We start from the raw sequence: 23,727 nt of genomic DNA, 5'->3' as shown, positions 1-23,727 counted from the left end.
AAATTCTAAAATTATTTTTTCTTAGATGAAGCTATAATCTTAGAAATAATCAAATTTATGGATTGCAATTTTCTGAATAATTCTTCATTAGGATTTGGATAGAATTCTGAATTTTTACACAACTCTAACCAAAATTGTAACTCATCTGCTTCTTTTGCTGAAATCTTAAACTTATGAATAAAGTCAGCCTTACTTTCAGCATTTTGAGCTTCCCTAATATTTGCTCCTATTGATGTACCACTTCTAAAAATTTGAGATGCCATTTCGAAACGATTTGTCTTTCTAATTTCCTCAGAGAAACTAATTATTTCTAATGCAAATTCAAAAGTTAATTTCACAATTAAATTATCTTTATCGTTTCTCATCTTCAAATTTTCAAATTAAAGAATCAATAAATTACTTTTGTCTTACTGTTCGTTGTTCAATTCGTTTTTCAAATTTTTCTCCTTGGAAAATGCGGTTAATCATAATACCAGGAATATGGATTTCATTAGGGTCTAACGTACCTGCTGGAACTAATTCTTCTACTTCTGCAATAGTGATTTTTGCAGCACCTGCCATGGGCGCATTGAAGTTTCTTGCAGTTCCTTTGAAAATTAAATTTCCTGCTTCATCGCCTTTCCATGCTTTTACAATGGAAAAATCAGCTTTGAAAGCATGTTCTAAAATGTGCATTTTCCCATTAAATTCACGCACTTCTTTTCCTTCAGCTACTTCCGTTCCATAACCTGCTGGTGTAAAGAAAGCGGGAATACCTGCTTGAGCGGCACGGCATTTTTCAGCTAAAGTTCCTTGGGGAGTCAATTCAACTTCTAATTCTCCCGAAAGCATTTGACGTTCAAATTCAGCATTTTCTCCCACATAAGAAGAAATCATTTTTTTAATTTGACGTTTTTGTAAAAGTAATCCAAGACCAAAATCATCTACTCCTGCATTATTAGAAATACACGTTAAGTCTTTCACTTCTTTATTTACTAGTTCAGTAATACTATTTTCTGGAATTCCACAAAGTCCGAAACCACCAAGCATAATGGTCATTCCATCTTTAATTCCTTCTAAAGCTTCTTGTACATTGTTAACTTTTCTTGATATCATAGTTGTGTTTATAATCCAAATTCGTCTGTATTTTGTTCTTCTGGTTTTACTCTTGTTGAGTCGGTAGCTGTACTATCAGTTTCTCTTCTTGCATGAGTCGATACTGAATAGCAATCTACTTTTATTTTTAAATCGTTTGGTTTTTCGAAAGCTTCTTTTGAGATATTTAAAGTTGGGTCAGCATAACATTTTTTCATAAATAGTCCCCAAATTGGTAGTGCCATTGTAGCACCTTGACCAGCAGCTAACGTTTTAAAATGAGCTGAACGATCCTCATTACCTACCCAAACTCCTGTTGCTAAATTGGGTACCATACCTATAAACCATCCATCTGATTGATTTTGTGAAGTTCCTGTTTTTCCCGCAATAGGATTTGTAAACATATAAGGATAACCGGTTACTCTGTTGTATTTCCAGCCTCCGCCTTGTGTACGTAAGCGATCTCCTGAACCAGATTCTGTAACACCTTCTAATAATTTAATGACCGCATACGAGACATCTTTACTCAACACGTCTTTAGATTCTAACTTAGGTTCAAAAATGACATTTCCATTTTTATCTTCTATTTTAGATATTACTTGGGGTTTTAAATAGATACCTTGATTAGCAAAGGTACTAAATGCTGCTACCATATCACGTACCGTAATATCAACAGCACCTAAAGCTATTGATGGTTGTGAAGGTATATCTGTTTCAACGCCCAATTTTCTTAATAAAGCAATTACGGCATCAGGACCTGTTTTATCAATTAATTTAGCTGATACTGTATTAACTGAGTTTGCCAACGCTCTCTTTAAGGTCATCATTCCTCTATATCTTCTATCTGAATTTCGTGGTTCCCAATCTTCGGTAACATTATGTTTACCTTTTCGAATCATGAAAGGACCATCTAAAATAGTGTCACAAGGAGACATTCCTAATTGCTGAATAGCCGTTGCATAAACAAATGGTTTAAAAGTAGAACCTACTTGTCGTGCTCCTAAACCTACGTGGTCGTATTGAAAATAACGGTAATCTATACCTCCTACCCAAGCTTTTACATGTCCTGTTTGAGGTTCCATAGCCATTAAACCAGGTTGTAAGAAATGTTTATAGTATCGTATTGAATCATAAGGTGTCATAACTGTATCTCTATCTCCTTTCCATGTAAAAACAGTCATTTTTGTTTTAATATGAAAAGATTTTTTTATGTCATCTTCTTCCATGCCATTTTCTGACAAAATTCTCCAACGTTCGGAATTACGCATTGAACGATCCATTACTTTTTGAATTTCAGTATCTGTTATATTTACGAACGGAGCTGTTTTATTTTTCTTTTGTTCTATAAAAAACTCTTGTTGTAAATTGGCTAGATGTTCCTTCATAGCTTCTTCAGCATATAGCTGCATGCGAGAGTCTATAGTGGTATATATTTTTAATCCATCTGAATAAATGTTATAATCAGAACCGTCTTCTTTTTTGTTTTCTTCCACCCATTTTTTCATGTAATCGCGAAGGTATTCTCTAAAATAGGTAGCGGTTCCTTCATTATATTTTTCAGGTGAAAAAGTCAATTTAATAGATTTTGCCTGATAATTTTGTTTTTGAGTAGTGGTTAAAAATCCATTTTTTTCCATTTGTTTTAACACAACATTACGACGATCTCGTACTTTTTCTTCCCTTTTTAAAGGATTGAATAGAGAAGGGTTTTTTAGCATTCCAACTAACATAGCTGATTCGTCTACTGTAAGTTGTTTAGGTTCTTTTGCAAAGTATACTTTGGCAGCTGATCGGATTCCTACTGCTGTGTTTACAAAATCTACTTTATTAAGGTACATGGCTATAATTTCGTTTTTAGTGTATTGACGTTCTAAACGAATTGCTATAATCCATTCTTTTGCTTTTTGAATGAGTCCTATGATCTTGAATTTAGATCGTTCTCCATGAAAAAGTAGCTTGGCCAATTGTTGGGTTAGCGTAGATGCTCCACCATCTGTACCTAGTTTTAGTGCTGCACTTAAGGTTCTTTTCCCGTCAATTCCTGAATGTTCATAAAAACGTTCATCTTCTGTGGCTACTAAAGCATTAACTAGATGTTTGGGTAAATCTTCATATTTTACAGGTGTTCTATTTTCATTAAAAAATTTACCAATCACCACACCATCTGATGAAATAATTTCAGTAGCTAGGTTTGACTCTGGATTTTCTAATTCTTCAAAGGATGGCATTGAACCGAATAAGCCCCAAGAAGCAAAAAGGAAAAACAAAAAAACGCCTCCAAATGTATATAGAAAGTATTTCCAAAATTTCTTTACATAAGGATCATAGTCTGATTTGCGAGTGTTTAATTTTTGAGCCATAATTATTCATTTTCTTCTATTGATTCTATTCTAAAACCTAATTCGGTAACACCATTTAAAACCTCAATTCCTTTTAATTTTCCATTTTCACGAACTGCTTGTTGAATGGTTACCTTATATTTTCCTTTTTTAGGGAATGTATAGTTTTCTTTATACCATAATTTACTCTCTTTTACATCGGAGAAACCTTGTCCCATCAAACTTCCATCTGGATTTGCCATTTGATATTCTAGTGTATCAATGTATATTTTCCCTTTAGGTTGTTCTAACTTTACGATTAAAAATAGATTATTAAACTCGTAATCGTCATTGTTTCGTACATTAATAAACAAATTTAATGGTTTTTGAGAAGCATTTTGTTCAAATTCAAAACGAACCGCTTCTTTTTTAGGCCATCCATTTTCAAAGGTTTTATATTGGTCAAATACTTGTGATTTGTCACAAGATACCAATGTGATTCCTAAAAGGAAACTGTACCAATTAGTTTTGATTATCTCTTTTATCATTTCTATTTTTTGACCTATTATTTTTGGGTCTAGGTTTTCTATTTTCGTTTTTAGGTTTGTGAGTTTCAGGATTTGCTTGTTCTCTTTTAGATTCTTGGCGTTCTAGACGTATCCTTGGTTGTCCTTCTGATCTTGGATTATTACCTTCAACTTTTGGTTTGTTTCCTTCAACTTTTGGTTTGTTTCCTTCAACTTTTGGTTTTCCGCCTTCGGGTTTTGAACGATTACTTTCTTGTTTTATTTTTTGTCCATCAGGACGTGTACGTTGTCCTCCTTCAGACTTAGAATGCTGATTTTCGTTTTTAGGTTTTCTATTTTCAGGTTTAGAAACGGTATCTACTTCATTAGAAACTACAACGTTTTTTTTCTTTCTGTTATTTTTATTACGTTTTTTAGGTTGATCAAAACGAGTTAGACTGTCTTGCCCCATGGCATTTTGAAATGTTTTTTCAGCTGTTTCTTTTTCTTCCTCGTAAACGAAATCTTCTAACGTAGCTACTTTTTTTCCTTGTTTATTTAAGTCAATAATTTCTTTGACTTCACTTACCTTAAGCATGTGCCAAATAGCCATACTATCAGGATAAGCAAACCACATTAACTCTTTAAATATATCAATTTTTTGGCAAGTAGCTTCTCCTCTATCCGTTTGTAATTTGGTTTCCATATCTGGAAAATCCTTCAAAGCGTCCATATAAGTATCTAACTCATAGTTTAAGCAGCATTTTAGTTTACCGCACTGACCTGCTAATTTTTGAGGATTTAATGAAAGTTGTTGATAACGTGCTGCTGAAGTATTTACACTTCTGAAATCGGTTAACCAAGTAGAGCAACACAGTTCGCGTCCACAAGAGCCTACTCCTCCTAAACGAGCGGCTTCTTGACGAAAACCCACTTGTTTCATTTCGATACGGATTTTAAATTCCGCTGCATAATCTTTAATTAGTTGTCTAAAATCTACACGATCATTAGCTGTGTAATAAAAAGTTGCTTTAGACCCATCTCCTTGAAACTCTATATCTGATATTTTCATTTCGAGATTCAATGCAATAGCTAGTTCCCTTGCACGTACTTGAATTCCTGATTCTCTGTTGCGTGCTTCTTGCCAAATATCAATATCTTTTTGTGAGGCTTTACGATAAATTTTAGGTAGTTCTCCTGTGTAATCTATCCCTTTTTTCTTCATTTGAACTTTAACTAATTCTCCTGTTAAAGTAACGATCCCAACGTCATGTCCTGGATTGGCTTCTGTAGCTACTATATCACCAATAGAAAGGTTTATTTTTTCTGAATTTCTGAGAAATTCTTTTCTTCCATTTTTAAAACGAACTTCTACACAATCAAAAGGATCTTGTCCTCCTGGAAGTGCCATGTTGGCTAACCAGTCAAAAACGGTTAGTTTATTACAACTATCCGTACCACAGGTGCCATTATTTTTACATCCCTTAGGCGCACCGCCCGTAGAGGTTGAACAACTTGTACATGCCATAAAATTTGAATATATATTGGTCGTCTCGCCAAAGGCGGACTACTACTGCCAATTTAGTTTTGTGTGTAAAGATACATATTTTGAATTTACTATTTTCAAAAAACCAAAACCCGATACATAAAAACGTAACGGGTTTTAAATAAGTATTTTTTATATAAAATTTAGGTTTCTTTTACTGAAATAATATGTACAGGGCATGCTTTTTCAGCCAACTCACAATTTTCAACTATTGTATGATCTGGGGATTTTAAAGTATGGAAGCCTTTGGTATCTATTGATCTTATCAATACTGATTTACCATCTTTTTTCGACATTTGAAATTGTGCTGGTGCAAATTCGACACAATAATTACATCCGATACATTTATCACGTTGTAAAGTTATAATGACCATTAAGCTTCTACAATTTTATACATTTTATCAGACAATCGGATTCTAAAAGGAATTTTTAGTGTACAGCTATCTCCTTTTGTGGCTTTTTCTGCCTGAATATCATTCACAAACATATCTTGTAAAATTAATTCTTGAGCACCTGTACTTGGTCCCGTAATTAGAATCTTGTCTCCTTTTTTTATATCGTATGCTTCTATTTTAAATTCTGCCACACCAGATTTAGGAAAATAATGCATACCTTTACCTACATATACTTTCTTTTGAGTCGCACTAGAACCCGGATTATCAGACCATTCTCCTAGTTTTTGTCCTAAATAATAACCACTCCAAAATCCACGATTGTAAACAGTCGATAAAGTTTCCATCCACACGGCTACTTTCTCTTTTGAAAATGTATTTTCGTAGTAAGCATCAATTGCCTCACGATAAGTGCGAACTACTGTTGCAACATAATCAGCAGCTCTCCCACGACCTTCTAATTTAAGTACTTTAATACCGGAATCAATAACTTGATCTAAGAAATCTAAAGTACATAAATCTTTAGGCGACATCATGTATTCATTATCTATTTCTATTTCAAATCCAGATTCTTGGTCAATAACTGTATATTTTTTTCGACAATTTTGTTTGCAAGCTCCACGATTTGCCGACGAATTGTGTGAATGTAAACTTAAATAACACTTCCCTGAAACTGCCATACATAATGCACCGTGACCAAAAATCTCAATTTCTACCAAATTCCCACTAGGTCCTTTGATTTGCTCTTTTTCGATTTGTTCTGTAATTTTTTTTACTTGACGCAAACTCAACTCCCGAGAAAGAACAATAGTATCTGCAAACATGGCGTAAAACTTAACCGTTTCTATATTGGTTACATTTAACTGTGTAGAAATGTGCACTTCCATTCCTAAAGTTCTAGCCGTCATAATTACAGCTTGGTCAGAAGCAATTACGGCAGTTATTCCAGCATCTTTAGCTTTTGATACTAAGGTTTTTACAATGGATAAATCGTGATCGTAAATGATTGTATTAAGTGTAAGATATGTTCTTACATTTTTTTCTTGACAACGACGCGCAATTTCCGGTAAATCTTCCAAAACAAAGTTTACTGTTGCTCGAGCGCGCATATTAAGTTGTTCTACGCCAAAATAAACGGAATCACATCCATTATCTAAAGCGGCTTGCAGGGATTCAAAATTCCCTGCTGGTGCCATTAATTCTATTTTTCCTGTCGAAGTCATTTAGTAATATTCAAAAAAGCTTATTATATTTTACAGTAATAAAAGAGTAAGCATTTAAAAAAATTAGTTGGTTACTTTGTAAAGTTTATCGGATGCACGAATTTTAAAAGGCACAACAAAAGTTACTTTATCACCCGTTTGAGCTAGCAATCCTTCTTGACCATTAACAACTAATTTATCAACTATCAAATGCTGTTCTCCCGTGGTAGGTCCTTGGATAATCACTTTATCACCAGCTTTCAACTCATGATTTGTTATTGTAAACTGTCCTACTTGTGATTTAGAATAATAATGTTCTCCTTTTGCCACCATCACTTTTTTCACAGCTATACGTTGGCGTAAAGTTTTAGGCTTCGGCAGTTCTTCTGTGGCTTTAGCTAGACTAATGCCTTCTAAAACTCCAGATTTTTTGAAGGTTAAACTATCCGACTTTCCTTTTCTGAAAATTTTATTACCTACATTAATCCCTTTTCTACGTTTTACTTGTTCTTCTAACGATAAATGTGTGGTTTCTAAACATTCGGTGGAACAACAATACTCCATTTTTTCAGCACAGGCATCACATTGAATAAATAATAAATGACAACCGTCGTTAGCACAATTTGTATGATTGTCACACGGTTTTCCACATTGGTGGCATTGCGCAATAATATCGTCAGTAATTCTTTCTCCTAAACGGTGGTCAAATACGAAGTTTTTACCAATGAATTTGCTTTCTAACCCTTGCTCTTTGATTTGGCGTGCGTAGTTGATAATTCCACCTTCTAATTGGTACACATTTTTGAATCCTTGGTGCTTGAAATAAGCTGATGCTTTTTCGCAACGGATTCCCCCAGTACAATACATTACTAGGTTTTTATCTTCTTTAAATTCTTGTAATTGCTCATTAATAATAGGCAACGATTCACGGAAAGTTTCTACATCAGGCGTGATAGCTCCTTTGAAATGACCAACTTCACTTTCGTAGTGGTTTCTAAAATCTACCACTATCGTGTTAGGGTCGTCTAAAATCGCATTGAAGGCTGCAGCTTCCAGATGTACTCCTTTATTTGTTACATCAAAAGTAGCGTCATTTAATCCATCGGCAACGATTTTGTGACGTACTTTAACGGTTAATTTTAAAAAAGAATGATCATCATGCTCCACAGCTACGTTGATACGGATGCCTTTCATGAAATCATAAGCTTCTAAGGTATCGCGGAAAGCTTCAAAATTTTCAGCTGGCACACTCATTTGTGCATTAATTCCTTCGGTCGCCACATATACGCGTCCCAAAGCTTCTAGTTTGTCCCAAGCTAAAAATAAATCGTTACGGAATTGTTGCGGGTCAGTGATGTGCGCATATTGATAGAAAGAAATGGTTAGACGTTGTTTCCCCGCTTGGTCAATCAACTCCGCTCTTTCTTCTGCGCTTAAAGTGTTATACAGTTGCATGCTATAAACGTTAAGTGAGAAATGTTACAAAATGTTTTTGAATTCTAAATGGAAGAATTCGGGTGCAAATTTATTGATTTTTAGATGATTTCAAATTAAAATTCAAGATAATTAAACTAAACTTTGCTTACTCCACAACTCTGCATATTTACCTCCATTTTCTATAAGTTCAAAATGATTTCCTTTCTCTACTACTTGACCTTCATGCATTACTAGAATTGTCTTGTTCCAATACGGCTTTTTACAAGTCGTTCAATAAAATTTGGTTATCGTTAACGGTGGCTTGGGTACTGGCTTTTTCTGTTTGTAAATTATCTTGCGCTATTTGTACTAAGGTATCTCCTTTCTTTACCAGTTTATTATTTTTTAGTAAGTAACTTATACTCTTTCCACTCACTACTGTTTGCAAAGGTACTTTATCCTGCTGACTACGAATAATACCACGGCTCTGGCTACTAATATCGACATAAATAAAAGGAAGTGCTCCTAGAACTACCAGTACTACTAGGTATAATGATTTACTTCGGGTAGCATTGCATGCTATAAGGTTTTTTTGAGTATGTATAGGGTCTTCTTGGCTAATCATATCTTAATTGATTTAAAAAGGAAATCTTCAATTTGATTAAACTGATTACTACTGAAATATTTTCCACCCTCATTTTTTAAAACAAATATCGCTTCACAATTTTTAACCAAGCTATCTAAAATATGAGATGATACTAATATTAGGGAATCTCCAGAAATTTTCTTTATGTAATTCCATAATATAAAATTGGCTTCAAGATCCAGCCCATTAAAAGGCTCATCTAATATATAATATTTATATGATTTTTGAAATAAAGCATTTAGAAACATTTTTTTTCTCATTCCTGTGGACAAATTTTTAATTTGTATATCCAATGGAATATCTTTAAATACCAATATTCGTTCATCTTCTAGATTTATATTCATCAATTTATCATAAAATCTATAAAATTCATTAACTGTCAAGTCTTCGTATAAGTATGTCTCGGTCGGACACCAGCAAGTATTCCTAAGATTCATTTTCTCGAATGAATTATTAAGTCCGCTGTAGGATTCAATACCTAAAATACACTTGAAAAGTGTGGTCTTACCTGTTCCATTCTTTCCTACAATTCCATAAATTCCATTTGAATTAATCACTAAATTAAGATTATCTATTATTTTGTTTACTCCAATTGTTTTTTCACTTATATGTATATCAAGTAACATTCTGAATCATTTTTATATTATATGTAGATTTTCTAACTAAAAAAGGTATAACAATAAACGATAGCCCCATCGAGTAAAAACTCGATAATAATATTAATACGAATATCATCTGTTGCATAAAAAGGTTTTCAAAATAGTTGTATTTCAGGTTAACACTGATAATTACCAAAAGAGGTACAATCAAGAAAACGATTATATTCATATAATTTATCTGCAAAATAAATGAGAATAAGATTAGTGAGAAAATGATTATTAATGTATTCATAAGAGATGATTTTAATTGTGTCATCAAATACGACTTCCCAATATTTTCACTTCTCATAATATCAAATTTATTTTCTCTACTAAAACTAGGCAAACAACACAAAATAGCTACACATAAGACTATGAAAATGAACATATTGTCATTTTTATTCTCTTTTACAATGTAAATCATAAAAAACAAAACTATTAATGGGATCTGTAGATAATACTTTCTATAGACTATAATCCAAAGAGGATCATAATTTACAAACGGATTAACTTTAAAAGTTAATTGCTTTATTCCTTTAATATAAAAACCAAAAGCTAAAATACTGATAAAAAAACACGCATTAAGAACGTCCTTTTTAATTATGAATAGAAACAATGCTGGGAAAATTTGAAGTAGATATTCTAACACAATTATTCTAAGATATTTATCACTTTTTTTTAAAAGCGATAGATCCTTTCTATTAAAATGTATCAAAATTATTTCTAATGCGTAAAAATTGCTTATATACCCTATTGACTCATAATTCAGAGATATTAAATAAAATGAAAAGTAATATAATAATATCACAAACATCATAGATAGAAAATTACCTTTTCCTGTAAAACCTCTTAACCTGTTAAGATATATATACTTAATTATCAAAAACATATTTTTAAAAATATATTAAAGCGTAAGTCTATATATTTATCATAAATGACTTACGCTTTTTTTAAAGATTATCTAGCTTCTTGAGAAGATAGCAAAAGCATACCCAAAATTATTAAAGACCAGACCCCTCCTTCTGTATTTCTCTTTTCAGTTAGTGTTAATTCAATCAATCCTAAATTTTCTAAATTTGTTTTTTTATTAATTGCAGTCTTAGTTGTCGTCCAAAACAAATGCTAAGGCTGCTTTTTTACAGTCTGTTGGTTCACTTCCTTTTTGGTAACAGACTTTTAAACCCAAAAAGTTTTTTTGTTTTTCATTTACTTAGGAGAAAAACCATCCAAAAGTAGTAATTACTTACTATTTTTATTTACTTGAAATTCTTGAATGTATAAAATTCAATGGCAATTTCAATAAAAAATATAATACTAATTTCAGTCATTTACTTGATGCAATACTCCAAAATAAAATTGACGATATATTGAATCAGTGCTATTAAAAATCTTACCATTTGTCTCTTTTACTTATTAATTTAAGAAATTACCCTTTTTTCCCCTAAAAGACATCCCATTGTAGCTAAAAACTATTTTTTTGAACCCAAAAGGTATTCATAGGGAGCTCAAAACTATTCTTTAATACCTCTTAGCTATTCATCTGACGCTTACAACTAGTACCGAATTACTAAAAGCTTCGTTAAAGTTGCTTAAAAAGACTATAAATACGCTTTTTGCTTATTTTAGTTCGTTAAAGGCTCATATTTCCTTTACGTCGTTTGCTAAAACGCTGGCTTAAATCTTCATATACAGGTTTAGCCGTAGGAATTCCTTTAGCATACGCTTCTCTTACCTGACCGTAATACAGTAAGGCGTTATAAATAGCTTCGCTACCAGCTAACATAACGGTGTCGTTAAGGTCACGTGTTAACTGTTCTGCCATGTTTGCTAAAGGAGTTAGTTGTGTTACTACCGCTTCGTCTTTTAAAAATTCGGCTTGATCCATATAAGCAGGAGCAAATTCAGGATTAGTTTGCAAGTACGACTTTATTTTTTGTGCCGTAGCCACCGTCTTGTCACCCATTTTAAAAATTTCCATTCGCTCCGTTGCAGTGAGTCCTTGCAAAAAAGGTGCTAATAAAGTTTTGCATTCTTGTAATTTAGTTTGTACTTGGTCTAAAACACTTTGTGGCATTTCAAGACTGATTTGATTTTTAGTACCCATAGTTTTTTGTTTGTTACTTGTTTATCCCCTACCCAATCGTCAAATAATGCTGAATTAAAGTTTTAAAGCTTTACTTGTTTTAATAACTTTGTTTCACAATTGCAGTGCAAAGTAAAGGGAGGTAAATGCGATGTGCAAATCAATATACTCGGAATTCAGGAATTTAAGGTCTGGATTCAGGAAAACCAGATTCCTTCTACAAACATTTCACTGATAAACAATAGTTTAACCTACAAATTAAATTATCAAATTCTTTTTTGAGTTTTAGCAAAACATATAAAATGAAGCATTTATTATCAATTATTTTCTTACTTATACTATCAAATTATGGTACAACAAAGGCACAAAGCAAAGAAATCAATTTAGCCAAACTAAACTTGAATAAATTAAACGACCTTTACTATGATAATACTAGTAATGAAAAATTGCGTTCTAAAATTTTAAAGTTTTATTATAATAAGGCTGTAAAAAGTGATAGTTCAATTTATGTGGCACAATATTATTATATGTTATTATATAACAAACCTGCTTCAGTGTCCATTAAATATTTTGATAGTGTAATCAAATATACTAAAGGTTCAAAAAGTAAATTTTTTCCATTTACAGGATATCGAGAAAAGGCCTTTAAATTGATACAGTTAGGCAGGTATAATGAAGCTATGGAAAATTTTAATCTGGCTGTAAAAGAAGTAAAAAATAAAGACCTGGATTTATATTATAGAAGTCGTTTAGATATAGCAACTTTTATTTCAGAACATTATGGTGATGTAATGGAGGCTTTGCCTATCTATAAAGAATGTTATAATTACAGTAAGAATCAGAAATATACGGGAAATAATTTTTCATACTTGCATACCAATGTTTTATTTTGCCTAGCTGACGCTTATAAAAGTCTTAAAAAGACTGATTCTTGTTCCTATTATAATAGAATAGGCTACAAATTAGCTCTAAAGACAAATGATGAGTATTATAAATACCTTTTTGTATTAAATGAAGGTTCAAATCAGATAAACAAAAAGAAATACAAAATTGCTTTAGATAGTATAAATAAATCATTACCCAAGTTTATCGAATTTAAAGACAGTACAAATGTTATTGCTGGCTATTATTATAGAGGCAAAGCTTACGAAAAATTAGGGCTGAAAAATTTAGCAGTAAAAAACTTTCAACTGGTAGATTCTGTCTACAGGAAAACTAAATCTATTTTTCCTGAATTTACAGATGGGTACACCTATCTAGTTAATTACTATAAAAGGAGTGGTGATAAAGAAAACCATTTAAAATATTTGACTCAATTAACCTCTATTGATAGTCTAATCAATAAGAAAAATCATTTATTAAATAAGGTAATCATCAAGAAATACCAAATACCTAATTTAATTGAGAAAAAAGACACCACCATTCAAAGTTTAAAAAGTAATTATATTATAGCAATCATAACTACTATCTTATCTATTTGTTTAGTATTAATTCTTTTTCTGAACAATAAAAAACAAAAAAAACTGTACAAGGAGCGTTTTCAAGAATTAATAAAGGAACTAGATAATAAAACAATTATAACTGAGCCAATTGCTCAGAATGAAAAAATTATAATTGAAGAAAAAGAAATTGGTATAAATGAAGAAAAACTAAACGATATTTTAGAAAAACTGACTGTCTTCGAAAACGAGAAAGGATTTTTAAAAATTAATTTGACCATTCAAAATGTAGCGGATGAATTTCAAACAAATACAAAATATGTTTCGAAAATCATTAATGAGTATAAACAAAAAACATTTATTCAATATATAAATGATTTGAGAATAGATTATGCTTTAAGAATTTTACAAAAAGATGATAAAATAAGAAGATTTACTATACTAGCCCTTGCTAATGAATTTGGCTTTAATACAGCAGAATCTTTTTCCAATGCTTTCTCTAAAAAAACTGGGATAAAACCAAGCTATTTTATTAAAGAATTAAATAACTCCCAAACATCTGTAAATTAATGATATGAAAAAGAATTACACACGAGATTCAGGAATTTCGAGTGTAATTCTTTTAATTAAAATTTACAATAGATATTTTTGCACGAAATATTATTATAAGATATATGAAAATCCAAGCCTAAACTTTTAACTTATACATTTTGTGAAATAGTCTCTAAAATTAATTATTTTAAGGTAACTTTATGAATATAATTTTACTTACTGATTAATAACAACTCATTTATCACGATTTCTGTTGTATTGCGTTTTTCACCATTTTTATCCTCCCAGTTTTTATAGGTTATTTTTCCTTCTACCATTATTTCTTTGCCTTTTGTGACAAAGTTTTCAATAATTTCGGCAGTTTTACCCCAAGCCGTAATATAATGCCATTGTGTATCTGTTACTTTTTCTTTTTTTTCATTATAATACACTTCATTTGTTGCTAATGTTAATTTAGCTAATTTTTTTCCTCCTTCAAGGATTCTGATTTCAGGTTCTTGTCCTACGTGACCAATTAATTGTACTTTGTTTTTTAAGGCATTCATGGCGTTTAAAATTTAAATGTTATTATTTATCTAAAATCAATTGTCGTTTCATTTATCCGACAATGCAAATTTGAGTACTTATCTCATAATGATTCGGTTACTAATTATTTATTATCGGTTGTAATTATTTGTTGTCGTTTGAAAGTATTTTTTTGCTACCTTTATATTCAAAAACATACTTGTTTTTTACCCTTTGGAGAAATACTATTTATAAAGAATTGAAGTATGATGTGTATCGTTAGTACAAGTTTTATTCAATTTAAATACGTACTAAAAAAGTACCAATTACAAGATCATACACATATTGTGCGTTAGCATAAAAAATCAAAAAACTATGAAATATTACAATAAAGCACTTTTAGTAATTGTAATCCTATTATTTTTCCAAAAGGCACAAGCTCAAAAGATTTTAAAAGAAGAAGATCGGAAAATGATAGTTAACTTGATTTATGGAATAAATAGTGAGATCTTAAAAGTTCAAGATTTTAAATTTAAAACAGCAATTTATAATTCAGAAGATTATTTTTCAAAACCATTTTCATTTGAGGAAGCAGATTCTTACTATAAGTTGATGAATAAAACTGCAAAAATTAAAATTGAAAAAGATCGACTATACTTTATTGTCAATATACTTAACAATTTAAATAACAATAAATTACGTAGTTCATTAATTGAAATCAACAAATCCAAAAATAAACTTTTTTATGGTAAAGATTCATTAGTAATCAAAAATACACAAGGAGGAGGAAATAGAATTGAAAACGATATTTATCAAATTACTTGCAATTACCCTTTAAATAGTAACCAATCCGATAGCACAAAAATTCATGGTTCTTTGATCATGAAAATGGATTTTATAGTAGGTTACAATTCTATTAATTTAACAAAAAATGAGATCGGAAAAAAATTGACTATTGGAAAGGATTCTATTGAAATAATCAATATAGTTGATAACGTACTCGTATTAAAAGGAGACACAGATAATATTAATTTAATAAATTTTGTATCAAATAATACAGTTCCGAAACCCTTAACAATGGATGATAAAGGATATGATATAGAGAAATCATTTTCTTTCTCATCAGTAACAATGTTTAAATCTATTTATGAAAATATAGTCGTAAAAAAAATAAATCTGGAAGACTTTGACAAAATGATGACTATTGATAAATTAAACGAAATTCAAAAAGAAGAACAATACAAAATAATAAAAAATATAGCTAAAATTGGTGAAAAAATTATACTGTACAAACCTATTTATAAAACGTATTATTTAACAGTTAATTACAATAAAAGTAAAAGGTAATATAAACTACAACGTATTCGTAAAATTATAGATTAAAAAGTATATATTAATGATTACCTATGAATTTGTAGCGTAAAACTAACACTTTTGATTTGATTTTTCCGTTCTTTATAAATACCTAAGTTAATAGATGAAAAGAGAGAGATCATAAGGTTTGTTTAAAAAAATAATAAAATTTTATTGATAAGATAATAGCAATAGATATGAAACAATGTTTAGAATGTGACGAAAAATTTGTAGGTCGCGAAGACAAAAAGTTTTGCAGTGATGCGTGTCGTAATGCTTATAACAATCGCATGAATAAAGATTGTACCAATCTGATGCGCAATATTAATAATAAACTTCGTAAAAATTATCGTATATTAACTGAACTCAATTCAGAAAGTAAAACTAAAACAAACCGAACAAAGCTAATAAGTAAAGGGTTTGATTTTGAATATTTTACCTCAATATATACTACTAAAACGGGTAATATCTATTACTTTCTATACGATCAAGGATATAGAGCACTCGAAAATGATTTCTACATTTTAGTTAAAAAAGAATCTTAAAAAATGATTTATAAAGATAAAAAAATTTCAATCTTAGGCTGCGGTTGGCTAGGATTACCCTTAGCAAAAAAACTAATTTTAAAAGGAGAAACAATAAAAGGCTCAACAACTTCTTTAGATAAACTAAAGATTCTAGAAAAATTAAAAATTCAAGCCTATTTAATTCAACTATCTGAAGATGGAATTACAAAAAACATTTCAGATTTTTTGGAAGAATCCGATATTTTAGTGATCAATATACCTCCTAAATTACGGAAGAATAGCAATGAAAATTTTGTTACAAAAATTAAAAATCTTATCCCTTATATTGAAACCTCTAGTATATCAAAAGTGCTTTTTATAAGTTCTACCTCTGTGTATGGAGATACGCCTGAAAGAATTATACTAACAGAAAAAAATATACCAATTCCATCGACAGAAGGTGGTCAACAATTAGTAGAAGTAGAACAAATGTTACAAAATAATACAAAATTCAAAACAACTATAATACGTTTTGGAGGATTAATAGGACAAGATAGACACCCTGTAAAACATTTAGCAGGAAAAGAAAACCTAGAAAATCCAGAAGCACCAATAAACCTAATTCATCAAACGGATTGTATAGGTATTATAGAAGCAGTATTAAACCATCATGATCATAATAAAGTATGGGGAAAAACATTAAATGCGGTAGCTCCTTTCCATCCTACACGAAAAAGCTACTATACAAAGAAAGCAATAGAAAACAATTTAGAAATACCAAAATTTATTGATTCAGATACAGAGGGAAAAATAATTGATTCTACCTTTTTAAGAAATGAATTACAATACAAATTTAATATAGATCTTTATTAATGAAACTAATTCAAAAAATACAGTCCTTAGGATTACCTATTCTAGCTCTTATATGGGTTTGCTTTTTTTTTGGCACAACTTGGTTGGCTTCAAAACAAGGAGTAAAAGCAATGCCTGCTTTACAATTAGCTGCTATTCGACAATTTATAGCAGCCTTTTTTTATATAAGTTATTTCTGGTTTAAAAAGGCACCATGGCCCAAAGCTAAACAATGGCGAACTATTTTAATTCTAAGTATTTTAAATTTTGTATTAAGTAACGGACTCAGTACTTGGGGAGTAAAATATATTTCTAGTGGATTAGGAGCTGTAATTGGAGCTATTTTTCCATTATGGATCGTAATTATTAGTTTTTTTAATGGCGAGCGATTATCAAAACTAGCCATTGTTGGATTACTAGTAAGTTTTAGTGGTGTATGTATCGTGTTTTTTGATTATTTAGCTGATTTTATCAAACCCGATTTTCAATTTGGAATTTTTCTTTCTGTTTTAGCTACTATTACCTGGGCTGTAGGTAGTATGTATACTAAAAAGAAAGCTAAAAACTTCAACCCTTATTTTAGTATAGGACTACAAATGCTTATTTCTAGTATTTTACTTTTTGCATATACAGGAGCTACTGGAACTTCTATAGGTTTACTTGAAATTCCGTCGCAAGCATGGTGGTCCATTGCTTATTTAGTGGTATTTGGTTCTATTACTACTTTTATAGCCCTAATATATGTTTTACAACACTTACCTACCGAAGTAAGCAGTATTTATGCTTACGTTAATCCTATAGTGGCTGTAATTTTAGGAGCCATTATTTTTAACGAACCACTTACTCTTACTTTAGGAATTGGAGTAGCCGTTGTTATCTTTGGTATTTATCTTATTAATAAAGGAATCAAAAAAGGATAGCAAACTAGTAATAAAAAACATTAGTTAATATAAATTATGAGAAAATTACCATTACAATTGTTTGTACTATTTTTAGGTATAGAAACAATTGCACAAGACAAAAGAAATGAAGTCCTGCCCAATGAAAACTTGATTGCAGAAAATATTGCACCCATTTCTAAAGAATTACTGCAAAAGGTAAAAAAATATACAGAAACAAGGGGAGCTGGTTTATCAACCGTACATCCTATAAAAGATGAAGTAATTGTTTTTACGCGCTTTGGATCAACAAATCAATTACATAAGGTAACACAGCCTTTGGGTACTCGTACCCAAATTACTTTTTTTGAAGAACCTATTGCCAACGCATCTTATGAACCAGTAAAAGGAGAATACCTAATCTATAGTCGTGACGCAGGAGGAAATGAATTTGGACAATTATATAAATTAGACCTAAAAACAGGACAGTCCACCTTATTAACAGATGGAGGACGTTCTCAAAATGGAAACGTAACTTGGAAAAAAAAGGGGGCTGGATTTTACTTTTCTTCAACTAAACGCAATGGAGGCGATCGTGATATTTATTATATAAATCCTAATGATCCTTCATCTACTCGATTAGTTTTAGAAGTAAAAGGAGGAGGTTGGAGTATTACGGATATTTCTGAAGATGGGAAAAAACTGCTCATTACAGAAGGTATTTCAGCTAACGAATCGCATATTTGGATGTTAGACACCACTACAAGTAAACTAACAGAGATTACTAACAGAACAGACAAAGGCATTGTACAAACAAATGCTAACTTTTCAAAGAAAACAGATGAAATTTGGTTTACAACGGATCGAGATAATGAATTTAAACGTTTGGCATTATTTAACCTTCAAACCAAAAAAATATCATATTTAACCTCCTCTATTCCATGGGATGTAGAAAGCTATGATTTGAGTGAAGATAAAACAAAATTAGTTTTTACAACCAATGAAGGGGGAGTCCATAAATTGTATTTGATGGAAACGGCAACAAAACAATTTAAAGCAATTCCTAATATTCACAATGGCTTAATAGGAAATGTACGATTTACTAAAGAGGGACAAAATATTTTCTTTTCACAATCTACAGCTGACTCTTCTTCGGATGTGTATAAATTAAATTTAAAAACCCAAAAAATTACACGTTGGACAGAGAGCGAACTAGGTGAAATGCAAAAAAAAGATATGTCTATTCCTAAACAAATTGAATGGAAAAGTTTTGACGGAATGAAAATTTCAGGTTTTTATTATCCTGCCTCTCAAAAATTTACAGGAAAAAGACCTGTTATGATTAGTATTCATGGAGGACCTGAAGGACAGTCCTTAGCATCATTTTTAGGAGCTAATAATTATTATACAAATGAAATGGGAGTAGCCCTAATTTATCCTAATGTAAGAGGGTCTTCGGGATTTGGAAAAACCTATTTAGCTAAAGATAATGGTTTTCTAAGAGAGGATTCCGTTAAAGATATTGGTGCTTTGTTAGAGTGGATTGCACAACAGCCCGATTTAGATCAGGATCGTATTATGATTATGGGAGGAAGCTATGGGGGCTATATGACCTTAGCAACAGCATTTCATTATGCCGATAAAATTCGTTGTAGTGTAGATGTTGTAGGAATTTCTAATTTTAATACATTTCTAAAAAACACAGAAAACTATCGTCGTGATTTACGTCGTGTAGAATACGGAGATGAACGTAATCCTAAAATGTATGAGTTCTTAGATAAAATATCGCCTTTGAATAATACAGATAAAATTAAAAAACCAATGTTTATCATCCAAGGAACAAATGATCCACGTGTACCTGTAACCGAAGCTACTCAAATGCGCGATAAGTTAAAATCACAAGGAAATGTAGTTTGGTACTTAGAAGCAAAAGATGAAGGACATGGGTTTCGTAAAAAAGCAAATATTGATTTTCAGCGTTTAGCAGTTATACGATATATGGAAGAATATTTGCTAAAATAGTATTTCTTTTTAAAAAACGAAGGTGTTCAAAAAGGTATCATTTTGTTATTTAATCTGGTTTAGTCATGTCGCTACAGTCAATCAAAGTCAGACCCAATGAAATCAATAGTTAGGTAAGTTACATAATATTTTATAAGATACCTCTTATTACGGTAGTGATAAACCAAATATTACTTTATTTACTTTTTAGAACACCTTCCTCTTTTTTATTATTGGATAAATAAAGCTTTTAATTCTGTGGCTTCATCTGGTTTCATTTTTCCAGCTAATACCAGACTCAATTGCTTTCTTCTTAAAGCGGCATCATATCTTGATTTTTCCTCCTCCGTTTGAGGTATTATTTGAGGAACTTCAACAGGTCTTCCTGTTTCGTCTACTGCCACAAATGTATAAATAGCTTCGTTAGCTTTAGTACGATTACCCGATTCACGATCTTCAATCCATACATCTAAAAAAATTTCCATAGAAGAATTAAAAGCTCTAGATACTTTTGCTTCAATAGTTACCACACTTCCTAAAGGAATAGATCTATTAAAAGCAACGTGATTTACGGAAGCAGTAACTGTAATTCGTCGTGAATGTCTCCTAGCAGCTATACTTGCTGCACGATCCATTCTAGCCAAAAGTTCACCGCCAAATAAATTATTTAACGGATTGGTTTCGCCAGGTAAAACTAAGTCAGTAATAACAGTTAAGGATTCTGAAGGGTATTTAGGTTGCATAATTTAAATTTTTTACAAAGATATAATGTTTTTTTTGTATAAAAATCTAAAAAGCCTTCTAGATAGAAGGCTTTTTTGTGAATTATAAATTTTTTATTAATAACCAAGCTTCTGGATTGTCTTTTTCTTGAATTGTTGTTAGTTGATGTTGTGCATCTGTATAAGTAGCATAGCTACCATAAAAAACAGGAAATAAACCTTGTTCGTTTTGATCTATAATTTTAGCATCAGGGAAACCTTTAGCTTTTAATTCATTTACTGCACGCTCAGCATTAGATAAACTTCTAAAAGAACCAGCAACTAGATGAAAGGCCAATGTTTTCTTTTCTGAATTGAGATGAACAGGATTTTCTATAAAAAATGTAGCCTCTTGTAATTTAGTTTCTACTTCTTTTTGAACTTCTTTTTGAACCGTTAATGATTTTGATTGCTCTTCTTGTTCAAGGTAACTTAAATATCCAAAAGTTCCAGATCCTACACCTACCGCTAATATGGCTGTATATTTTAAAAAGTTTCTAAATGGATTTTTCTTTTGTGGAAGACCCAAAATAGGTTCTTCCTTTTCTTCTTCTTCTAATATTTTAATAGTCTCCTGAGGAACGATTGTTTTCAAGACCTCGCGTTTAATAGTCGGAGATACTAACGAAGTAAGCCCAAACGATGAAGTTAAATAATTAGTATGTTCAAATGCCTCAAATACGATATGATTTTCAATATTATATTTTAAGATACCTATGTTTTTTAAAATAATAAATTCACGTCTTTGCAAATTTTGTTCCCATTCTTTTACTAAAGAATCCAATTTTGCTACAGCTATTGTGTAACTTATCCCTTCCTGTAATGCTATGTGATTAGCTAATAAACCATCATTATTTTTTATGTAACTATTAAATGAAACTACTTTTTTAGGAGGAAAAAAAGTAGTTATGTTTTCTTGTACAGTGGTCGTTATCGTTTCAGTTAAAAAAGCACCTATATTAGGAATAATTACGCACTGATAACGATAAAGTAATTCGGATATATATTGTTCGATATTCATCTGTTTTTTAAATAATCTTTTAAACTAATCTCACTAACTGCAAAAAACCTTTTTATTTAAATAGGTAATTCATTTTAGATAAAATTAAATTCTTAGAGAACAAAATTAAAAATTACAAGTCAAATTAAAAATTTTATTAACAAATGTTATCAACAATTAAAAAATATGTAACTTGTAACATTATTATTTATACGCCATGTTACATACTGATTTATTTTATGCCTTAGCTCTTTTGAATACAGAAGGAGTAGGAGATGTTATTGCTAAAAGATTGATCTTGAGTTGCGGATCAGCAGAAGAAGTATTTAAAACCAACCCTACACAATTAGCCAAAATTGATGGAGTAGGAGGTTTTTTGATACAGAATTTAAAAAAAACAAATTTATTTACCAAAGCAGAAAAAGAATTATCTTTTTTACTAAAAGAATCCATTAACGTATGGTATTTTCAAGATTCTTTATATCCTACGAGATTAAAAGAATGTTATGATGCCCCTATTTTATTATTTACAACAGGAAACATTCATTTAGAAAACCCAAAAATCATTAGCATTGTTGGTACACGACAAGTAACACGACAAGGTATAGATTTTTGCGAAAATCTTATTCAAGATTTAGCACCTCTTAACCCTGTTATTATAAGCGGATTTGCCTATGGAGTAGATATAGTAGCACACCAATGCGCTATGAAATACGGATTACAGACTATAGGTGTTTTAGCACATGGTTTGAACCAAATTTATCCCAAAAGTCACAAAAAATATATGCGAAAAATGGAAGAAAATGGGGGATTTATAACAGAATTTTGGAGTACTTCTAATCCTGATAGAGAAAACTTTGTAAGACGCAATCGAATAGTAGCAGGTATTTCAGAAGCTACTATTGTAATTGAGAGTGCAGAACAAGGAGGTTCTCTATTAACTGCCCAGATGGCTAATAATTATCATCGTGATGTTTTTGCTGTACCAGGAAGAGTAACCGATAAATATAGTAAAGGATGTAATAATTTGATAAAAACAAACAATGCACAATTATTAACAAATGCCACAGATTTAATTTACCATCTGAACTGGGATTTAAAAAAATCAATAAAATCTATACAAAAACAACTGTTTGTTTCTCTCGAAACAGAGGAACAAATCGTATATGATTTTTTAAAAACTAAAGGCAAAGAACACCTAGACTATATTGCACTCCAATGCGAACTACCTATTTATAAGCTATCTTCTATATTCTTAAATATGGAATTAAAAGGCGTAATTAGACCTTTACCTGGAAAATATTTTGAGATTGTTTAAGTTTTTTTAGGTTAATACCCACAAAATCTGTAAGTTATAAAATTAAGACTTGGATTTTTAACTTACAGATTTGGTGGAACAGTGTCAATAATCTATTGTATGTTCAGTACTAATACTTATAATAGCAGTATTCTATTTTACTGTAATATAATATATTTCTGCTTTTTTTGATAATTCACATTTTATTGTAGTAGTAATTGAATAACTTCCTTCATTTTTTTTATTTTGAGGATTATTATAAATCAATGAATATGAAATCAAAAATATATTGAAAAATTAAGCATCATAATTCCATGTTATTAATATTATGCCATTATTATCTCTCCATTTTATCCAATGATTTTTATTATTATCGTCTTTAATCATAAGCCAATTATCTTTGATTCTTACAGGATAATAAAATTGGTTGTTGTCATATTTTGAGGTTTTTGATTTTTCGGAAGGACTAATATGTAAGGGATTAGTTTTCGAGTCAAATTCTACACTAAATATAGAATTTACTATATATTCTTGAATTGTTTCTAATTTAAAATTAGTATCTAAAACAGATATTAATTTTTTTATTCCGTTTTCCTCATCTAAAATAATTTCGTAAAAACCTTCTTTTTTTCCCAAGCAACTAAAAACTAAATCTAAATTTTCACTTTCTAGATAGAATGGACTAAATCCTTTAAAAGCTATAAAATTTTCATTGAATTTAATTTTTTTAAATGGTTTTTTATTTAAATTAATTCAAGTTGCT

Annotated in this window: 22 protein-coding genes; 7 read left to right on the top strand and 15 right to left on the bottom strand. The window is 30.6% G+C overall.

All coding sequences use genetic code 11. The annotated features are described in order from the left end of the window. Positions 1-11: 11 nt before the first annotated feature. From AWN65_RS00115 to AWN65_RS00060, 11 genes are all read right to left on the bottom strand, one after another. Complete coding sequence (locus tag AWN65_RS00115; RefSeq protein WP_060381296.1) at positions 12-365, bottom strand: four helix bundle protein; 354 nt, start codon at positions 363-365, stop codon at positions 12-14. A gap of 31 nt (positions 366-396) precedes the next feature. Further along, entirely contained in the window at positions 397-1,095 is a 699-nt protein-coding gene (locus AWN65_RS00110) for a CoA transferase subunit A (protein WP_060381295.1), read from the bottom strand. A gap of 8 nt (positions 1,096-1,103) precedes the next feature. Further along, positions 1,104-3,434 (bottom strand): penicillin-binding protein 1A, encoded by a 2,331-nt coding sequence (locus AWN65_RS00105; RefSeq protein ID WP_060381294.1) that lies wholly within the window; start codon positions 3,432-3,434, stop codon positions 1,104-1,106. A gap of 2 nt (positions 3,435-3,436) precedes the next feature. Beyond that, positions 3,437-3,940, bottom strand: coding sequence for a gliding motility lipoprotein GldH (locus tag AWN65_RS00100; protein WP_060381293.1), 504 nt, complete (start codon positions 3,938-3,940; stop codon positions 3,437-3,439). Then, a complete protein-coding gene (gene ricT, locus AWN65_RS00095) occupies positions 3,915-5,426 on the bottom strand; it encodes a PSP1 domain-containing protein (RefSeq protein ID WP_060381292.1) in 1,512 nt (503 codons plus the stop codon). The genes AWN65_RS00100 and ricT overlap by 26 nt, the downstream gene beginning before the upstream one ends. A gap of 161 nt (positions 5,427-5,587) precedes the next feature. Continuing rightward, complete coding sequence (locus AWN65_RS00090) at positions 5,588-5,818, bottom strand: ferredoxin (RefSeq protein WP_060381291.1); 231 nt, start codon at positions 5,816-5,818, stop codon at positions 5,588-5,590. Next, positions 5,818-7,059, bottom strand: a complete 1,242-nt coding sequence (locus AWN65_RS00085) for a peptidase U32 family protein (RefSeq protein WP_060381290.1) — start codon at positions 7,057-7,059, stop codon at positions 5,818-5,820. The genes AWN65_RS00090 and AWN65_RS00085 overlap by 1 nt, the downstream gene beginning before the upstream one ends. Positions 7,060-7,122: 63 nt before the next feature. Then, positions 7,123-8,493, bottom strand: a complete 1,371-nt coding sequence (gene trhO, locus AWN65_RS00080) for an oxygen-dependent tRNA uridine(34) hydroxylase TrhO (RefSeq protein ID WP_060381289.1) — start codon at positions 8,491-8,493, stop codon at positions 7,123-7,125. 241 nt (positions 8,494-8,734) lie between these two features. Then, positions 8,735-9,079, bottom strand: a complete 345-nt coding sequence (locus tag AWN65_RS00075) for a biotin/lipoyl-binding protein (RefSeq protein WP_060381288.1) — start codon at positions 9,077-9,079, stop codon at positions 8,735-8,737. Beyond that, positions 9,076-9,726: an ATP-binding cassette domain-containing protein gene (locus AWN65_RS00070; RefSeq protein ID WP_060381287.1), complete on the bottom strand. Its 651-nt coding sequence runs from the start codon at positions 9,724-9,726 to the stop codon at positions 9,076-9,078. The genes AWN65_RS00075 and AWN65_RS00070 overlap by 4 nt, the downstream gene beginning before the upstream one ends. 1,642 nt (positions 9,727-11,368) lie before the next feature. Next, positions 11,369-11,842, bottom strand: a complete 474-nt coding sequence (locus tag AWN65_RS00060) for a hypothetical protein (RefSeq protein WP_060381285.1) — start codon at positions 11,840-11,842, stop codon at positions 11,369-11,371. Positions 11,843-12,123: 281 nt separating this feature from the next. Between AWN65_RS00060 and AWN65_RS00055 the strand changes: the two genes are divergently transcribed. Next, positions 12,124-13,830 carry a helix-turn-helix domain-containing protein gene (locus AWN65_RS00055; RefSeq protein WP_060381284.1) on the top strand — a complete coding sequence of 569 codons (1,707 nt, stop codon included), beginning with the start codon at positions 12,124-12,126 and terminating at the stop codon, positions 13,828-13,830. A gap of 194 nt (positions 13,831-14,024) precedes the next feature. On the opposite strand, the gene AWN65_RS00050 is transcribed toward AWN65_RS00055, so the two are convergent. After that, complete coding sequence (locus AWN65_RS00050; RefSeq protein WP_060381283.1) at positions 14,025-14,357, bottom strand: single-stranded DNA-binding protein; 333 nt, start codon at positions 14,355-14,357, stop codon at positions 14,025-14,027. 334 nt (positions 14,358-14,691) lie between these two features. Between AWN65_RS00050 and AWN65_RS00045 the strand changes: the two genes are divergently transcribed. From AWN65_RS00045 to AWN65_RS00025, 5 genes are all read left to right on the top strand, one after another. After that, entirely contained in the window at positions 14,692-15,663 is a 972-nt protein-coding gene (locus AWN65_RS00045; protein WP_060381282.1) for a hypothetical protein, read from the top strand. Positions 15,664-15,866: 203 nt separating this feature from the next. Beyond that, the gene (locus AWN65_RS00040; RefSeq protein ID WP_014165796.1) at positions 15,867-16,214 is read left to right on the top strand and encodes a hypothetical protein; all 348 of its coding nucleotides are present in this window, start codon (positions 15,867-15,869) and stop codon (positions 16,212-16,214) included. A gap of 3 nt (positions 16,215-16,217) precedes the next feature. Continuing rightward, the gene (locus AWN65_RS00035; RefSeq protein WP_060381281.1) at positions 16,218-17,048 is read left to right on the top strand and encodes a Rossmann-fold NAD(P)-binding domain-containing protein; all 831 of its coding nucleotides are present in this window, start codon (positions 16,218-16,220) and stop codon (positions 17,046-17,048) included. Next, positions 17,048-17,947, top strand: a complete 900-nt coding sequence (locus AWN65_RS00030) for a DMT family transporter (protein ID WP_060381280.1) — start codon at positions 17,048-17,050, stop codon at positions 17,945-17,947. Before AWN65_RS00035 ends, AWN65_RS00030 begins: the two co-directional genes overlap by 1 nt. 36 nt (positions 17,948-17,983) lie before the next feature. Next, positions 17,984-19,927: a S9 family peptidase gene (locus AWN65_RS00025; protein ID WP_081078361.1), complete on the top strand. Its 1,944-nt coding sequence runs from the start codon at positions 17,984-17,986 to the stop codon at positions 19,925-19,927. A 209-nt stretch (positions 19,928-20,136) separates the two neighbouring features. On the opposite strand, the gene AWN65_RS00020 is transcribed toward AWN65_RS00025, so the two are convergent. Together AWN65_RS00020 and AWN65_RS00015 are read right to left on the bottom strand one after the other, a co-directional pair. Beyond that, positions 20,137-20,649 carry an acyl-CoA thioesterase gene (locus AWN65_RS00020; protein WP_014165800.1) on the bottom strand — a complete coding sequence of 171 codons (513 nt, stop codon included), beginning with the start codon at positions 20,647-20,649 and terminating at the stop codon, positions 20,137-20,139. A gap of 82 nt (positions 20,650-20,731) precedes the next feature. Further along, positions 20,732-21,688 (bottom strand): HU domain-containing protein, encoded by a 957-nt coding sequence (locus AWN65_RS00015; protein ID WP_060381279.1) that lies wholly within the window; start codon positions 21,686-21,688, stop codon positions 20,732-20,734. A 196-nt stretch (positions 21,689-21,884) separates the two neighbouring features. Here AWN65_RS00015 and dprA point away from each other — a divergent pair, with 196 nt between their 5' ends. Continuing rightward, complete coding sequence (gene dprA, locus AWN65_RS00010; RefSeq protein WP_060381278.1) at positions 21,885-22,985, top strand: DNA-processing protein DprA; 1,101 nt, start codon at positions 21,885-21,887, stop codon at positions 22,983-22,985. A gap of 276 nt (positions 22,986-23,261) precedes the next feature. On the opposite strand, the gene AWN65_RS00005 is transcribed toward dprA, so the two are convergent. Next, a complete protein-coding gene (locus AWN65_RS00005) occupies positions 23,262-23,600 on the bottom strand; it encodes a hypothetical protein (protein ID WP_060381277.1) in 339 nt (112 codons plus the stop codon). Positions 23,601-23,727 lie beyond the last annotated feature (127 nt).

It is taken from the genome of Flavobacterium covae (genome assembly GCF_001534645.1).
GTDB classification, from domain to species: domain Bacteria; phylum Bacteroidota; class Bacteroidia; order Flavobacteriales; family Flavobacteriaceae; genus Flavobacterium; species Flavobacterium covae.
The sequence above is the reverse complement of the archived record's forward strand: the minus strand, read 5'-3'. Positions and strand labels throughout refer to the sequence as shown.

Coding starts and splice junctions, on each gene's coding strand:
- AWN65_RS00055 (WP_060381284.1), top strand. CDS start 12,124: ATGAAGCATTTATTATCAATTATTTTCTTACTTATACTATCAAATTAT.
- AWN65_RS00105 (WP_060381294.1), bottom strand. CDS start 3,434: ATGGCTCAAAAATTAAACACTCGCAAATCAGACTATGATCCTTATGTA.
- AWN65_RS00070 (WP_060381287.1), bottom strand. CDS start 9,726: ATGTTACTTGATATACATATAAGTGAAAAAACAATTGGAGTAAACAAA.
- ricT (WP_060381292.1), bottom strand. CDS start 5,426: ATGGCATGTACAAGTTGTTCAACCTCTACGGGCGGTGCGCCTAAGGGA.
- AWN65_RS00045 (WP_060381282.1), top strand. CDS start 14,692: ATGAAATATTACAATAAAGCACTTTTAGTAATTGTAATCCTATTATTT.
- AWN65_RS00025 (WP_081078361.1), top strand. CDS start 17,984: ATGAGAAAATTACCATTACAATTGTTTGTACTATTTTTAGGTATAGAA.
- AWN65_RS00110 (WP_060381295.1), bottom strand. CDS start 1,095: ATGATATCAAGAAAAGTTAACAATGTACAAGAAGCTTTAGAAGGAATT.
- AWN65_RS00030 (WP_060381280.1), top strand. CDS start 17,048: ATGAAACTAATTCAAAAAATACAGTCCTTAGGATTACCTATTCTAGCT.
- AWN65_RS00115 (WP_060381296.1), bottom strand. CDS start 365: ATGAGAAACGATAAAGATAATTTAATTGTGAAATTAACTTTTGAATTT.
- AWN65_RS00100 (WP_060381293.1), bottom strand. CDS start 3,940: ATGATAAAAGAGATAATCAAAACTAATTGGTACAGTTTCCTTTTAGGA.
- AWN65_RS00040 (WP_014165796.1), top strand. CDS start 15,867: ATGAAACAATGTTTAGAATGTGACGAAAAATTTGTAGGTCGCGAAGAC.
- AWN65_RS00060 (WP_060381285.1), bottom strand. CDS start 11,842: ATGGGTACTAAAAATCAAATCAGTCTTGAAATGCCACAAAGTGTTTTA.
- AWN65_RS00015 (WP_060381279.1), bottom strand. CDS start 21,688: ATGAATATCGAACAATATATATCCGAATTACTTTATCGTTATCAGTGC.
- AWN65_RS00035 (WP_060381281.1), top strand. CDS start 16,218: ATGATTTATAAAGATAAAAAAATTTCAATCTTAGGCTGCGGTTGGCTA.
- AWN65_RS00085 (WP_060381290.1), bottom strand. CDS start 7,059: ATGACTTCGACAGGAAAAATAGAATTAATGGCACCAGCAGGGAATTTT.
- AWN65_RS00090 (WP_060381291.1), bottom strand. CDS start 5,818: ATGGTCATTATAACTTTACAACGTGATAAATGTATCGGATGTAATTAT.
- dprA (WP_060381278.1), top strand. CDS start 21,885: ATGTTACATACTGATTTATTTTATGCCTTAGCTCTTTTGAATACAGAA.
- AWN65_RS00075 (WP_060381288.1), bottom strand. CDS start 9,079: ATGATTAGCCAAGAAGACCCTATACATACTCAAAAAAACCTTATAGCA.
- AWN65_RS00050 (WP_060381283.1), bottom strand. CDS start 14,357: ATGAATGCCTTAAAAAACAAAGTACAATTAATTGGTCACGTAGGACAA.
- trhO (WP_060381289.1), bottom strand. CDS start 8,493: ATGCAACTGTATAACACTTTAAGCGCAGAAGAAAGAGCGGAGTTGATT.
- AWN65_RS00020 (WP_014165800.1), bottom strand. CDS start 20,649: ATGCAACCTAAATACCCTTCAGAATCCTTAACTGTTATTACTGACTTA.